This window comes from Acetobacter malorum, assembly GCF_001580615.1.
Taxonomy (GTDB): domain Bacteria; phylum Pseudomonadota; class Alphaproteobacteria; order Acetobacterales; family Acetobacteraceae; genus Acetobacter; species Acetobacter malorum.
In genome coordinates this window covers 14,558-29,684 of the sequence record NZ_LHZC01000037.1, presented here as the reverse complement: position 1 = coordinate 29,684, position 15,127 = coordinate 14,558, and the positions used below count along the sequence as shown (strand labels likewise).

Genomic DNA, 15,127 nt, shown 5'->3' with positions numbered 1-15,127 from the left:
TGTTTCTGCCGAAGCAGAAGGCCAGAGGCGTTTGAGTCCTCTGCTCTCATCCCATAAAACCAAACGCCTGATGTGCATCCGGCCCTTGTGTCATTCTATGGTGCACAAAAAAGCACAAACGCCCACACCCCATACGGTAGCGCCTCCCCTCTGTGCGCCTGCGCCTGCCAGGCCCGGTCAGGTAGAGTGCATGACAGAAGAAAAGATCGAGGTTGTGGGGAGTGGCCATTCTTACACAGCTCCGGCCGCAGAAGCATGGGGAAAAACACCTGTTGCGCTGAAGGATATTCCACAATCCGTTTCTGTTCTGACACAGCAGCGCATGCAGGATTCCAACATGCTGACCATGACGGACGCCATGCGCCAGATTAACGGCATCCGCGTTCTGCCCGGCTCGACCGCGCATTCCAACTTCTACTCTCGCGGTTATCAGATGACGACCTCGGTAGACAATACACCCGGAGCGGCTGGCACTTTGAATAATGCCAGTTTTGATCTGTCGATGTATGATCGGATTGAAGTCTTGCGCGGTTCTTCCGGCCTGCTGCAAGGTGGCGGCTCTCCCGGGGGCGTGGTCAATCAGGTGACCAAAAAACCCGGTATGGATTTTTCCGTCAATGGTGCGGCGACGGTTGGCAGCTTCAACAATTACCGGGCGGATATTGACCTTTCTACGCCCCTGAACGCCTCTAAAACCCTGCGTTTCCGCACGGCGGATTTGTTTCAGGATAATGATTATTTCTATAAATATGCCCATTCTCGCAAATGGCAGGCTTATGGTGCGCTGGAATGGGATATTACACCCTCAACCACCTTTATTGTCTCACACGCCGCGCAGCAACAGGATATTACCGCCCCTTATTACGGGCTGCCTGTCACGACAGAAAAGACCCTCTGGTATGGAGGCCGCAGCGCCAACCCTTCCCAGAAATGGGGGTACAGCAATTACATGACGCAGCAGACCATCGCCTCTCTCTCCCAAAAACTTTGGGGCGACTGGAAACTGACGGCACGCGGTACATTTTATGACCAGAGCTATAATACGCTTTACAATGAACCCTGGACGCAGATTGATGCGCAGACCGGCACCATGCAGTATCAGGATGCAGGCATTGTCGCTATGCGTGGCACCAACAGCGCACGCTCAGCCGATATTTACGCCAATGGAAGCTTTCGTTTTCTAAACCGTACCCATTACGCCCTGTTCGGCTTCAATTACAATTCCTACAATCAGGTAACACGCTACGGCAATATTCTGAGCGATACCGTCTATGATGGTGTGAACATCAACAACACCAATAGTGTGCCTCGGCCACCCGCAGGCAGTATCAGCTATCAGGACAATCCGGACGGATATGGCACACGGGATAATGCGACTCAGTGGGGCTTTTATGGGCAGTTAAGGCTTGAGGTTATCAAGCATCTCTCCCTGATTCTTGGTGGGCGCGTCTCCCGCTTTTCCGAGCGGATGCGGTATATCTCCCCCGGCCCAACCAGTAGCTGGAAGCCGGAAGCCAATATTCATGGCGAACTGACGCCGTATTTGGGCACAGTGTATCAGATCACACCGAACATCTCCTGGTACGCCAGTTATTCCAGTATTTTCACGCCCTCTGTTGGGAACATGTCCTACCACGGCGGAGGCCTGAAGCCTCAGCGCGGCAATCAGGTCGAAACGGGCTTCAAAGCCGAATATTTCAATGGCCGCCTTAACCTTTCAAGCGCGTTGTTCAGAATGGAAAACGTCAATCAACCCGTGCAGGACCCGGAACACTCCCCGTTTTATATAACAACCGGCCCCATCCGGCGGCAGGGCTGGGAGGCGCAGATTGATGGCACCATTCTGCCCAACCTCGATATTTCCATTGGATACACTTATCTGGATACAAAAGTTTCCGATTCAAAAACACGCGACTTTGGCGGCGTTTTTTCTCCGCATCACATGTTCAAATCCTGGGTGCATTATACCGTCCCCAATGGGCGGCTACACGGCCTGAATATCGGTGTTGGTCTGGATGCCAACAGCTCTCTGCGTGGCAGCTATCCCACAACGGTACAAGGCGGATACATGACTCTGGATGGCATGATCGGCTATCATATAACACCGCATCTGAAGATCCAGCTGAACGCCACCAATCTGACAAACCGCTATTATTATGAACGGGCAAGCGGTGTCTGGCAGTTCAACTTCCCCGCAGCCCCCCGCAGCTTTATGGCAACACTTCGTGCAAACTACTGAGAAAACGCCGCCTCACTCCCTTTCAGACTGGAAGGTCATTCTCCCCTACTGGCTTTCAGAAGAAAAATGGCGGGCTTTTGCCATGCTGGGAGGGATCATTGGCCTGTCTGTTGTCTATGTTCGCACGGCTGTCTGGTTCGGCAAATGGAACCAGTCTTTTTTTGACGCCATGTTTGCGTTCCGGGTGCAGGACTGCCTTTCCCTGCTCCCGCCTTATATTCTGGTATCCGCTCTTGCCGCCGCTATCTATGTTTTTCAGATTTACCTGACACAAATTTTGTCCATGCGCTGGCGACTGTGGAACACCCGCGTGTATCTGCGCCAGTATCTTTCAAACGAGACCTATTACCGGCTGGAACATGGTCTGGAGCAGGCCGACAACCCGGACCAGCGTATTGCTGACGATCTGTCTCAAATGACAATCTGGACGCTCAAACTGGGTTTGGACGCCATTCAGGCCGTCACCACCCTTATCTCTTTTTCCATTGTGCTTTGGGATATTGGCGGCACACTGTCCTTCACCTGGCATGGCCATGCCGTTCATATTCCCGGCTATCTGTTTCTCGGCACGGTTCTTGCAACCCTGTTCACGTCTTTAGTGCTGGAACGGTTTGGTGGCCCGCTGGTAGGCGCCAATTACCGCCAGCAGCATTATGATGCAGACCTGCGCGCGGGCCTGATGGATGTGCGCAGGAATTCGGAACAGATTGCCTTTTACGGCGGAGAAGAAGCCGAAAACCTGCGTTTTTCACGCTATCTTGCACATATTGCCGCCAACTGGCGCAGTGTGGTCACCTACACATGGCGCGCCAATTTCATCACGACCTTTTTCCATCAGACGGCCTCCTGCCTTCTCTGGGTCATGCTCATCCCCAAACTGCTGGCCCATACGCTGACAGTGGGCCTCTATTCCCGCATCAACGCCGCCTTTATGCAGACCCGGAGCAGTCTGCAATGGTTTATTGATAACTACACGGACCTCGCCACGCTGCGCTCCATCCTGCAACGTCTGAACGAGTTTGAGCGGATTGTTGGGCATCCTTTTGAAAAAGGCATTGTTCACAACAGCCTTTCCTCCGCCAATGTGCAGATTGAAAACCTTGTTCTCAAACGCCCGGACGGTTCCATTCTGACGACCCTGCCTAATCTGACGTTGCACGCTGGCGAACGCTGGATGATCAGCGGCCCCTCCGGCGTTGGCAAAAGCACTCTGCTGCGTGCGCTGGCAGGTTTGTGGGGCTTTGGCAGTGGTACGCTGTCTTTTGACAAACACCATACCATGTTTGTCCCACAGCGCCCTTATGTGCCCGATGGCACAGCCCTTCGGCAGGTGCTGAGCTACCCGGCCACGCCAGAGCATTATGACACACAGGCTTATGAGAGCGTTTTGAAAAGCGTCAATTTGGCAGGATATATTCCACGCCTTGATGACGTTGCAGACTGGAGCCAGATTTTCTCCCCCGGTGAAGAACAACGCCTTGCCATAGCCCGCGTGCTGCTCTTCCGCCCCCGTATCGTCTTTCTGGATGAAGCAACGTCTGCGCTGGATGAAGAAAACGAGAATCTTCTTTATACCATTCTTACAACCGAACTCTCGCACACAACGCTTGTCAGTGTGGCGCACCACGGCAACCTGCGCCGCTTCCATCAGCACGAAATTCTGCTATCCCCCAAGGGTGCACTCATCCAGCCTATCCGCGAGACTGAGGCCGCCAGCGGTTCAGCAACAACGAGTTACTGACAACCGAGACAGAACTCATCGCCATAGCCGCCCCGGCCACAATCGGGTTCAGCAAGCCGCAGGCTGCCAGCGGCAGACCAAGGATATTGTAGATAAAGGCAAAGAACAGATTTTGCCGGATTTTGGCGAGTGTTGCGCGGGAGAGTGAAATTGCGTCCAGCACACTGGTCAGATCGCTTTTCATCAGCACGACATCTGCCGTATCCAGCGCAATGGCAGACCCGGCCCCAATCGCAAAGCCGACATCCGCAGCGGCCAGTGCCGGGGCATCATTAATGCCATCCCCCACCATGCCAACAAGGCTGCCAGCCGCACGATATTTTTCAACAGCATCCGCTTTATGGCCGGGGAGAACACCGGCCATATACTCATCCACCCCAACCTGCGCCGCAACAACAGAAGCCGTGCGCTGGTTATCACCCGTCAGCATCACGACTTTGATGCCGGATTTTTTCAAAGCGCTCACTGTTGCAATGGCATCGGGCCGCAGGCGGTCAGACAAGGCGATATAACCCAGAAGCTGCGCGCCAACAGTCACACCAACAACTGTTTTGCCTTCGCTCTCAAGGGCCTCAATCACAGTATGGTCCAGCGTTACACCTGCGTCCGCCAGAAAACGAGGGGAACCCAGACGAGCTAGTGTCTCATCAATCTGTGCCGTAACACCCATCCCCGGAACAGCCTGAAATGTGCTGGCCACAGGAGGCTGCACACCCTGTGCTGTGCCGTAATCCACAACTGCACGGGCCAGTGGATGCTCGGAATCCTTTTCCAGCGCATACGCCACTGCCAGCAGATGCGTAGCATCAACCTGTGGCGCAGGCCGCACATCACTAACAGTCGGCCTGCCTTCTGTCAGGGTGCCGGTCTTGTCAACAACAAGGGTGGTCAGTTTTTCCGCCTGTTCCAGCGCATCGGCGTTGCGGAACAAAATACCACAGCGTGCGCCCAGCCCTGTGCCCACCATGATGGCCGTAGGCGTTGCAAGCCCCAGCGAACAGGGGCACGCAATGACCAGCACGGAGACCGCAGAAACAAGGCTCCATGATGCATTGCCAGTTATCAGCCAGCTGACCAGAAACGTCACCAGCGCGAAACTGACAACGGCAGGCACAAAGATGCTGGAAACCTTATCCGCCAGCCGCTGCACATGGGCTTTTGAGCCCTGTGCCTGCTCAACCATTTTCACAATACGGGAGAGCGCGGTATTTGCGCCCACGCCTGTAGCTTTTACGCGCAGCACGCCATTGGCGTTCATAGTGCCGCCAAACACCTGAGCGTCCACCTGCTTGAGCACGGGCAAACTCTCACCCGTCAGCATGGCTTCATTCACCTCAGAGGCGCCGTCCATTACCACACCATCCACCGGCACGCTCTCGCCGGGGCGCACCACCAGCATATCCCCAACATGCACCTCCGCCACAGGGCGATCCAGCACGTCCCCACCGCTTTCCACATGCGCAATTTGTGGCTGAAGCTGGAGCAGGCTCTCAATCCCGGCGCTGGTTTTGTTCTTCGCACGGGTTTCCATCAGCTTGCCAAGGGAAATCAGCGTGATGATGGACACACTGGCTTCAAAATAAACAGGCTGATGCAAATGAAACAGCACCACGGCAGCACTGAAAAAATACGCAATGCTTGTACCCAGCACTACAAGCACATCCATGTTGGCGGAACCGCCCCGCACCGCATTCCATGCGCGCTGATACAAATGGCGCGCGCAGAAAAACTGGACAGGCGTAGCCAGCAGGAACTGCACCCAGTCGGGCATCATGTGCATTGAGCCGAAGACCATACCGACCATCTCTACAAAGAACGGCAGAGATAGGAGTGCTGTCAGAATGACGCGATTGCGTTCCGTCTGCCAGATGGCGATACGCCGCGCGTTAGGGTCTTCCCGAACCCCATCATCCAGTCTCTTCGCGCCAAAACCGGCTTTTTCAATACGAGCAATAAAAGTTTCCGGTTCCACAACACCGGGTACATAGACAATATGCGCCCGCTCCGCTGCAAAATTCACGCTGGCCTGTGTCATGGGCAGTTTGTTGAGAATTTTTTCAATCCGGGCTGCGCAGGCAGCACAGGTCATGCCGGAGAGGGAAAGATCAATGCTTCTCTCATCCACCGTAAAGCCCGCTTTGCGGACTGCACTCACCACGGTCTCGATAGAGGTAGCTGGCCCATCCATCTGCACCTGAGCGCGTTCCGAGGCAAAATTGACCGTCGCGTGCACACCGTCCTGACGGTTCAGAACTTTTTCAATCCGCGCCGCACAGGCTGCGCAGGTCATGCCACCAACGGGGAAACTGACGGTCTGTGACACAGAGGACTCCTTAGGGGATTTCATTGTATTTTATACCCCATACCGGTATAAAAAAGAAAGAAAACCTGCATACAAAATGCGTGTTCTGTGAGGGAACAGCCTTATATGACCAGCACGGCCTTCCCCCACAACCCCGGCCAGATTCTCAGTCATGCTGCCCCGGCTCCTTCCGGAACAGCATCCTTTCTTGAGGCCATACTCCCATCGGGGTATCAGGTTGCTCCCGCCCTGCTTTTCTGCGTCCCCTCATTTGTCTGAGTTCATGCCTGTTCTTCTGCTTCGTGTTCTGCCCTGCAGAGCTTTTACGTCGTCACGGTCCGTACGGCTGATCGCGCCAACAGTTCTGGCCGGTGGCCTTGGTCTGGTGAGTGCGGCACAGCCTGCGCTCGCGCAAGCAACAACCAGCACCAGCACCAGCACCAGCACCAGCACCAGCACCAGCACCACTTCAGAAAATCCCCAAACGGCGTCCACCCAAAAAACTGAAAATATTGATGTCGTTGGCCACAAAGCCCGGGGCGAGGCGCTGGGACATCTGAAACCGATCATGCAGATTAAGGCCGATGAAATCCGGGCCTATGGTGTGGATTCCGCCTCTGATCTGCTGACAGCTATCTCCTCGGAAACACGCTCCGGGCGCGGAGCCGGTGGAGGCGCGCCAATCACGCTGCTGAATGGCAAGCGTGTTTCGGGCATGCAGGAACTTCAGGATCTGCCCTTTGAATCCATAGACCATGTCGAAATTTTTACCGAAGAGGAAGCGCTGAAATACGGCTATTCCGCCAACCAGCGCGTAGTAAATATTATCACGGTGGAGCACTTTCGGGCCGTTCGCGCACGTCTGAGTGGCACAACCTCCACAGATGGCGGGGGAGAAACTGGTGCGCCCTTCATCAGTTATACAAAACTGGATGGAGAACGACGGATCAATCTGAGTGCGCGCTATTCAGATCAGGCACAACTGAGAGACAGCCGGCGCGGCGTGGTGCCCGCGCGAGCCAGCGGGCTGTATGCCAATGCAGGGAATGTGACCGCAGCAAACGGCGGCAGTCTGGACCCTACGCTGGATGCGCTGGCAGGAACGCCTGTCACCGTCGCGGGCGCACCCTCACTGGCCAGCACGCAGATGCCGACACTTCAGGATTTTTTGCCTTACGCGAACCTGCCGCACAGTAACGGGGATGCCTCCGCCTACACTCTTCAGCCCAGTGTGCAAAAGCTGGCGCTTAATGGTGTTGTTGCAGGACAGATTTTTAAAACTGTCACGTCCTCCCTCAACCTGACCTATACCCGCCAGGACCAGCACAGCCTGCAAGGCCCGGCACACGGCATTCTGACACTTCCAGCAAGCAACCCCTTTTCTCCTTTTTCAGAAGATACTTTACTTTATAGAAATTTTACCGAGACCTCTCCCCTCCGCCAAAAAGTGCATACCGAAACAGCTCATGCCGGGCTGAAGTTTGATGGCGATGTGGGAAACTGGAAGTGGAACACCACAGGCAGCTATGACCGCTCAGACACAACAACCAGCAGCCAGACCGGCCTGAACCTGCAAACTGTCCAGACGGATCTGACAGGCGGCAGCATTGCTCTCAATCCGTTTTCTGCTTTCCCCAGCAATGATCTGTCTCAACGCGCCCTGAACACCGGCCACACCATAAGTAATAGTGGGCAGGTAAGCGGCCTGATGTCAGGGAATGTCTTCTCCCTGCCTGCGGGAGACGTGGCAACCAGCACCTCTCTCACCGGCGCTCTGACGGACCAGAACGCCGTTTCCTCCGTCAAAGCCGTGCGGTCTTACAGCCATATCCGGCGGGAAGTGGGTACATTCCAGTTCAATGCGGATATCCCTATTGCCAACAAAAATAAGCATGTTCTGTCTTTTTTGGGAAAACTGGACGGCAATGTGAACGCAGCGGTCGATCAGGTGTCACAATTTGGCACACTGGGTACAATTGGTGGAGGCGTGACATGGGCTCCCCTTTCATGGGTGCAGTTTCCGTTTTCCATAACCGACAGTCAGGAGGCGCCCACGGCGTCCCAGCTTGTTGCACCGAGTATCCAGACGCCAAATGTGACAACCTATGATTATGTCACCGGGCAATCCGTACAGGTCACCAGTCTTTCAGGCGGCAACCCGAACCTGAAAGCCACCAGCCGGCACGAAATCAGTCTGGGCACGTTAATCACCCTTCCCTACATCACCGGCGCACGGCTACATGTGAACTACGTGCATGACACAACACACAACACCATTCGCTCGCTGCCCACAACGACCGCTGCGATCGAAAACGCCTTTCCTGACCGCTTCCAACGCAATACGGACGGTGTTCTGGAAAGTGTTGATATTCGCCCGGTCAATGCAGAGAGTGAAAGTCGGAGCGAGTGGAACGCCACCCTCTCCTTCTCCCAGCCATTACACGGTAGCGGGACGGACCGGCAGGGCAAACCCAAAAAAGCGCATGGCCGTATTTATCTGGTCGCTACACAGGTCTGGCGGTTGCAGGATACCGTCACGCTGCGGTCCGGCCTGCCTGCCATCAATCTGTTGCGGGGTGGCACCATCAGTGGTCTGGGCGGTCAGCCCCGGCATGAAATGGAACTTCAGGGCGGGATTTATGACAAAGGTCTGGGCGTCCGTCTGGTCGGAAAATGGCAGGCTGGCACATCGACTCTGGCATCCTCTCCTGCTGATAGCCTGTATTTCAGCGCACTGGGAACACTCGACGCCACGGTGTTTGCTGATCTGGGGGAACTGCCCCATTGGGAAGACCGGAAATGGGCGAAAAACTTCCGTCTGTTTTTATCTGTGGACAATGTTTTTAATGAGCGCATCCATGTCCATAATGGAAAGGGCGCAACACCAGCGGGCTACCAGCCTGCCTTTATGGATCCGCTTGGCCGCACTATTACATTTTCCATCCGTAAAACAGTGTGAATCACTCTCCTGCACAAGGGCGTCTCATATGGGCCTACGGATAGCGGGATAAGAGATGACCTGCTAGGAAGGCGCCACAGAGAGAAAGGGGACACCATGGCAACGCAACCCCGGGCCACAACCGCCCCGGCAAAATGTGACACATGTGAGAGCGAAGGAACTGCCGACAAACGCGTGCAGCAACCCCATAAAAAAGCTCTGATCAACCGGCTGCGCCGTATTGAAGGTCAGGTTGGCGGTGTGCTGAACATGGTGGAACAGGACCGCTATTGTGTGGACATCCTGATGCAGATTTCTGCCGTGAAGTCCGCGCTGGATGGTGTTGCGACCGAAATTCTTTCAACCCATGCCAATGGCTGTGTGCGCAAGGCCGTGCAGGAAGATGGTGGAGAAGAAGCCATTGCGGAACTGCTGCGCGTTGTGCGCAAAATGATCCGGTAAGCCCCTTCCCCACTCTGCTGGTTTAGCGTTCCAGCGTGGCATCCGGTGCAGGCTGCGCAGGCATGCTCATGCTGCCGTTCATTTTGTCGCAAACGGCTTTCTGCTCCTTCATGGCCGCAGTCAGCACCTTGCCCTGCTTTTGCAGTGTTTCAATCTTGCTGCACACAGCCATCTGCTGTTCCATGCTCATATTTTCCATATCGTGCGAAGCTGGCTGTTTGGGGGCTGTTTTCTTCATATCCCCCATGCTCTGCCCCGGTGCCATCTGCATCGGTTCAGCGTGCGCAACACCGACAAAAAAAAGAGTTGCAATGGCAATAAAAGAAGACCGCATTGATTATATCCTTTTTATAATAAGAAAAATTCAGAACCAGCTCCGAATCCCCATTGTGAAACGCACCGTGCCGGTCTCGCCGCCCTGGTCATGCACAATCCGGCGCGCTTGCGTGAGATATCCGGAATAAGTCACTGCAACGTAGGGCGCGAACTTCCGCCAGAGCTCATAGCGCAGGCGTAAACCGGCATCGACATCCGACAAACCCGCCCCCACCTGCCTCCCGGCGTCTGACTTTGTGTAGAGATTGAACTCGGCCTGCGGCTGAAGAATAAGGCGATTGGTCAGCAGAAAATCGTAAGAGCCTTCCAGCCGAGCGGCAAAACGCCCACGATCACTGACATAAGCCGTGGCCTGTACTTCAAACTGATACAGCGCCAGCCCCTGAACCCCGAACGCGCCCCATGTGCGTGTCGGGCCGTCATCAATATCCGCGCGCACACCCCCCTGAAGGTTGAAATAGGGGGAGATGGAGCGGCTATAAAGCAGTTCGTGGTCACCATCATGCAGGCGGCCTCGCTCAAGCGTGCCTTCGGTTTTTAGCCAGACCTTGTTGTAGTCAGAGCCGTACCAGGCCTCACCATCCCAGCGAAAATCCGTCCCGCCGGGTGCATAACGCCCTTCAAGTTCATTCATGATGCCGTGGAAATAGCTCTCCTGATCCATGACCGGATTGATATTGCCCAGATACACAACAGGCGTGGCAGACGGGGCATCTGCCGCATGGTAGCGCGTGCCGGAAATATTGGACGCAGCAGCAGACGTGGCGTTATCCGCCGCCTGTCCTATAGGCACGGCCAGCGCCTGCGCGACCAGACACGCCCCCATCAAAACACGGTGCTTCATTCCACAATCACCGTGCGAAACATGCCCAGATCCATATGGAGCATCAGGTGGCAATGATAGGCCCACACCCCGGGCACATCCGCCGTGACCAGATAGCTCATCCGGGACCCCGGCTGGGAAATAAGCGTGTGTTTATAGGGCCGATAGTCCCCCTGCCCGTTTTCCAGTTCACTCCATAATCCATGCAGGTGGATGGGGTGTTCCATCATGGTGTCGTTAATCAGCGTAAAGCGGACGCGCTCGCCTTTTTTCAAACGGATCGGACCGGATTCTGAAAACTTCCGACCGTTAAAACCCCAGATATACCGCTCCATATTGCCCGTCAGATGCAGGATGATTTCACGCGACGGAGGCCGCGGGTCCGCACCCGGTCTGGTGGCCCGCAACTGTTTGTAGTTCAGCACGCGCCGACCATTCTGCTCCAGTCCGTCACCCGGACTGCCCAGCCGGTCAACCGGCATCATCGCCACATTCTGGTTTTCAACATTGATGGGCGGCGGACCGGGATCATCCACCTCAAGTGGCGGCATGGTATGGTGCATATGACTCATATCCATGCCGGGCATATCCCCGCCCGGCATCTGCATGTCTTTCATACTTTCGCCGGGCTTCATGTTCCCCATCCCCATGTCGATCATGGTGCGGACAGGGCGCGGGTCCATCGGGGGCACCGGGCCAGCCATGCCAGCACGCGGAGCCAGTGTGCCGCGAGCATATCCCGTTCTGTCCTCGCTCTGGGCAAAAATGGTGTAGGCGCGGTCCTCCTTCGGCTGCACGATCACATCGTAGGTTTCCGCCACGCCTATGCGAAATTCATCGACGGGCACTGGCTCAACATCATTCCCGTCCGCCTGCACAACCAGCATTTCCAGACCGGGAATACGGATATCAAAAAAGGTCATGGAGGACCCGTTGATAAACCGCAGACGCACCCGCTCACCGGGGCGGAACAAGCCATTCCAGTTGATATCCGGGGCGTGACCGTTCATCAGGTAAGTGTAGATAACCCCGGTCACATCCGAGATATCCGTCGCTGCCATACGCATGCGGGACCAGGCCAGCCGGTCCTTCAGGGCCGCCATAGCACTGCCCGCCTCGCGTGCCTCCTTCGGGAAAGAGGCTGCCGTCCGCTGGCGGAAAACGTAATAGTCATCCTGCATCTTCAGGTTGTTAATCATGTCCATGGGGGATACATCCGTCCATTCGGACAGCAGAATCACGTAGTCCCGCTCACAGGCATTAGGGTCCGGATGGATGGGGTCAATCACCACCGCCCCGTAAAGACCCTGCGCTTCCTGCATGCCGGAATGGCTATGGTACCAATATGTGCCACTTTGATGCAGGCGGAAGCGATAGGTGAATGTCTCACCCGGTTTGATACCGGTAAAACTCAGACCCGGCACGCCGTCCATATCCGATGGCAGACGAATACCATGCCAGTGAATGGACGTATCCTCATGCCTGAGCGTGTTGGTCACGTTCACCACCACCGTATCCCCCTGCCGCCAGCGCAGCACAGGGCCGGGCACCGTGCCGCCAACGCAGGGGGCGTTTAGAGCCTTGCGGTCAATTTCAATATGGGTGCGGCCAACACGCAGATCCCACGTCGCCGAAGGCTCTGCCGGGATAAGCCCGGCAGGCAATGCGGCAGTCGCAGAGCGCGCGGGGTGTGGAAGGGCTGCCATCAGGCCGCCAGCCCCCATCCCCGTCACAAACCGACGACGTGTCAGGCCGCCCCGCAAACGGGACGAAGAAAACATTCTGAAAAATCCAAACAGTCACACGCAACACCCCGTTTTCCGGCAGGAAACAGGACGGAGGACGCCTGTCAGCGCCTAGCTGTTCAGAATTCTGGGGGGACGCAGGGGGGGCAGCCAGTCAGCCCCGGCAAACGCCGTTTGGGCAGACATGCAGAAAGACTGCGCTTTTACCATTGGGCGCAGAACCGGATACAACGCTTCTGCCGGGGCGGGAATATCTGTCGCGGCAACATGAACATGGCAGCATTTATCACCATGCGGCATGGTGTGGGTGTCCGGGTGCGTCATCATGCACCGCCCATCCATCGCGTCGGCTTCGGAGCAGGACGCTGCCATATGATGCATCATGACGTGATGCGCCTGCGCTTCTCTCTGGGCCTGTGCGGGGGAAATGCCCGCCAGCAGCCCCACCTGCATCAGCAGGCAGGCTAGCAGACCAATCCATATCCGGGCCTGTGTCCTGACCATTCAGGGCTCCTGTGCTCAGACGCGAGAACGCAAACGTATTGCTATTTTATACCCATGGGGGGAATAAACGAAAGGCCTTTTCTCCAGAGTAGCAGGCAACCGGTTCTCAGCGTGACGGCCCCTTCTCCCCACAACAGACGCACGCCATCAAGGCAAGTCTCCGCAAGGATACGCATCAATCTGCTTATGGTTGGCGTCATCCTCGCTGGTGTTGCTGTGCGCAAGCTCCCGTTGGGCCTGCCATTTTTTGTGACCAAATGGAGCGATTCATGGCTGTGGAGGATGATGATGTGGTGTGCTGTCACTTTGCTCTTCAGCTCACGGCACCCTGTGCGCAATGCGCTGCTCGCTCTTGTGCTGGCCAGCATGAGTGAGGGGCTGAAATGCCTCCATACTCCAGCTCTTGACCATTTTCGGAGCAACGCCCTTGGCAGCTTTCTCCTTGGGCATCACTTTGCTCTGACTAATATCGGGGTCTATGCGCTGGCCATCCTCGCCACTGCATACGGTGCAGGGTGCTGGGAGAGGCGGACGCCCCGCAACACCACACCGCCACCTGCATTGTAAAATTAGCTAGCCTGTATGCTTTTCTGTTTGCGCAATGGGGCCGTCATGGCTTCCGGCTTCAGAAGATCCGCCAGCAGTTCGGGTGACATCGGCACACGCTCCTTCAGCACATCGGCCACCAGTCGGTTTTCAGCCAGAGCCTGTTTGGCGATGGACGCGCACAGCTCATACCCCAGCACCGGCACAAAGGCGGTAATAATGCCAATGCTGTTCTGCACCTGCTCCAGACAGCGCTCCTTATTGGCATGAATACCGCGCACGCATTTTTCAGCCAGGACGTCGAAGGCGTTCTTCATCATCTGGATAGAGTCCAGAATGCAGTAGCCCATGGCGGGTTCAAACGCATTCAGCTGGAGTTGCCCGCCTTCCGCACAGAAAGAGACGGTCTCATCATGCCCGATCACCATAAAAGCCACCTGATTGACCATTTCCGGAATAACCGGATTAATCTTACCCGGCATGATGGAAGAGCCGGCCTGAGCAGCAGGCAGAACAATTTCCCCCAACCCGGCCCGCGGGCCGCTGGACAGCAGGCGCAGATCATTCGCAATTTTGGAAATCTTGATAGCCAGCCGCTTCAGAACACTGGAGCAGGTCACAAACGCCCCAACATCCGACGTTGCTTCAATCAGATTCTCAGCCTGCTTTAGCGGAAAGCCACACAGGTCAGACAAATGGGCCGTCACCAGAGCGCCATATCGTGGGTCACAGTTAATCCCCGTCCCAATCGCCGTGCCACCCAGATTGATTTCAGAAAGCTGTGGCACCACACCTTCAACAGCGGCAATTTCCTTCCGCAAAGTGCCAGCATAGGCCTTGAACTCCTGCCCCAGCGTCATCGGGACCGCATCCTGTAACTGCGTACGGCCTATTTTCAGGACAGATTTGAACTCGTCCGCTTTTTCCTCAAACGCATTCACCAGCTGTTTCAAAGAAGGCAGGAAAGACCGCAAGGCAAAACAGACGGAAACTTTTATGGCAGTCGGATACACGTCATTAGTGGACTGAGACATGTTCACATCGTCATTGGGATGCAGACTGTCATACTGGCCGGCCTCAAGGCCTGAACTTAGAAGCCCGACATTGGCCACCACCTCATTGGCGTTCATGTTAGTCGAGGTTCCGGCCCCGCCCTGCAGAACATCAACTTTAAAATCACTTAAATATTGAGGAAAATTCTGAGTGATTTCCTGACAGGCCTTTTCAATCATCGCAGCCTTTTCTGGCGACAGATAGCCCAACTGATGATTGGCTGAAGCCCCAGCCTGTTTAACCAGAACAAGTGCTTTAATGAGATCCGGAAATTTTCCTATCGGTGTTCCTGTGACCGGAAAATTATCTATGGCGCGCGCAGTATGCACCCCCCACCGCGCATGACGCGGCAGGACATAGGCTCCAAGACTATCCTGTTCAGTCCGCTGGTCTTTGTCCACCTTCGGATCGACACTTTTTTCACAAGACATCAGGCCA

Annotated in this window: 12 protein-coding genes; 6 read left to right on the top strand and 6 right to left on the bottom strand. The window is 55.6% G+C overall.

The window, feature by feature from the left end:
- The first annotated feature begins 190 nt into the window (after window positions 1-190).
- Together AD930_RS03030 and AD930_RS03025 are read left to right on the top strand one after the other, a co-directional pair.
- The gene (locus AD930_RS03030) at window positions 191-2,239 is read left to right on the top strand and encodes a TonB-dependent siderophore receptor (protein ID WP_061505069.1); all 2,049 of its coding nucleotides are present in this window, start codon (window positions 191-193) and stop codon (window positions 2,237-2,239) included.
- Window positions 2,157-3,980 carry an ABC transporter ATP-binding protein/permease gene (locus AD930_RS03025; protein ID WP_082781670.1) on the top strand — a complete coding sequence of 608 codons (1,824 nt, stop codon included), beginning with the start codon at window positions 2,157-2,159 and terminating at the stop codon, window positions 3,978-3,980. The genes AD930_RS03030 and AD930_RS03025 overlap by 83 nt, the downstream gene beginning before the upstream one ends.
- On the opposite strand, the gene AD930_RS03020 is transcribed toward AD930_RS03025, so the two are convergent.
- Window positions 3,931-6,303, bottom strand: coding sequence for a heavy metal translocating P-type ATPase (locus AD930_RS03020; RefSeq protein WP_082781669.1), 2,373 nt, complete (start codon window positions 6,301-6,303; stop codon window positions 3,931-3,933). The genes AD930_RS03025 and AD930_RS03020 overlap by 50 nt on opposite strands.
- A gap of 105 nt (window positions 6,304-6,408) precedes the next feature.
- On the opposite strand from AD930_RS03020, the gene AD930_RS17625 reads away from it, so the two are divergent.
- The 3 genes from AD930_RS17625 (at window position 6,409) to AD930_RS03010 (ending at window position 9,682) form a co-directional block, all read left to right on the top strand.
- A complete protein-coding gene (locus AD930_RS17625; protein ID WP_156476824.1) occupies window positions 6,409-6,561 on the top strand; it encodes a hypothetical protein in 153 nt (50 codons plus the stop codon).
- A gap of 4 nt (window positions 6,562-6,565) precedes the next feature.
- Window positions 6,566-9,241, top strand: coding sequence for a porin family protein (locus AD930_RS03015; RefSeq protein WP_167375130.1), 2,676 nt, complete (start codon window positions 6,566-6,568; stop codon window positions 9,239-9,241).
- Window positions 9,242-9,337: 96 nt separating this feature from the next.
- The gene (locus AD930_RS03010; protein ID WP_061500950.1) at window positions 9,338-9,682 is read left to right on the top strand and encodes a metal-sensitive transcriptional regulator; all 345 of its coding nucleotides are present in this window, start codon (window positions 9,338-9,340) and stop codon (window positions 9,680-9,682) included.
- Between the two features lie 22 nt (window positions 9,683-9,704).
- Here AD930_RS03010 and AD930_RS03005 read toward each other — a convergent pair whose 3' ends face one another.
- The 4 genes from AD930_RS03005 to AD930_RS02990 all read right to left on the bottom strand — a co-directional run bounded on the left by AD930_RS03005 (window position 9,705) and on the right by AD930_RS02990 (window position 13,090).
- Window positions 9,705-10,016: a hypothetical protein gene (locus tag AD930_RS03005; RefSeq protein WP_061505066.1), complete on the bottom strand. Its 312-nt coding sequence runs from the start codon at window positions 10,014-10,016 to the stop codon at window positions 9,705-9,707.
- A gap of 30 nt (window positions 10,017-10,046) precedes the next feature.
- The gene (locus AD930_RS03000; protein WP_208598556.1) at window positions 10,047-10,862 is read right to left on the bottom strand and encodes a copper resistance protein B; all 816 of its coding nucleotides are present in this window, start codon (window positions 10,860-10,862) and stop codon (window positions 10,047-10,049) included.
- Window positions 10,859-12,622, bottom strand: coding sequence for a copper resistance system multicopper oxidase (locus tag AD930_RS02995; protein ID WP_061505064.1), 1,764 nt, complete (start codon window positions 12,620-12,622; stop codon window positions 10,859-10,861). The genes AD930_RS03000 and AD930_RS02995 overlap by 4 nt, the downstream gene beginning before the upstream one ends.
- A 75-nt stretch (window positions 12,623-12,697) precedes the next feature.
- The gene (locus AD930_RS02990; protein WP_043551166.1) at window positions 12,698-13,090 is read right to left on the bottom strand and encodes a hypothetical protein; all 393 of its coding nucleotides are present in this window, start codon (window positions 13,088-13,090) and stop codon (window positions 12,698-12,700) included.
- Window positions 13,091-13,201: 111 nt separating this feature from the next.
- Between AD930_RS02990 and AD930_RS02985 the strand changes: the two genes are divergently transcribed.
- Window positions 13,202-13,657 carry a ribosomal maturation YjgA family protein gene (locus tag AD930_RS02985; RefSeq protein ID WP_167375131.1) on the top strand — a complete coding sequence of 152 codons (456 nt, stop codon included), beginning with the start codon at window positions 13,202-13,204 and terminating at the stop codon, window positions 13,655-13,657.
- A 2-nt stretch (window positions 13,658-13,659) separates the two neighbouring features.
- On the opposite strand, the gene AD930_RS02980 is transcribed toward AD930_RS02985, so the two are convergent.
- On the bottom strand, window positions 13,660-15,120 hold the full coding sequence (locus AD930_RS02980; protein WP_061505062.1) for an aspartate ammonia-lyase: 1,461 nt from the start codon (window positions 15,118-15,120) through the stop codon (window positions 13,660-13,662).
- Window positions 15,121-15,127 lie beyond the last annotated feature (7 nt).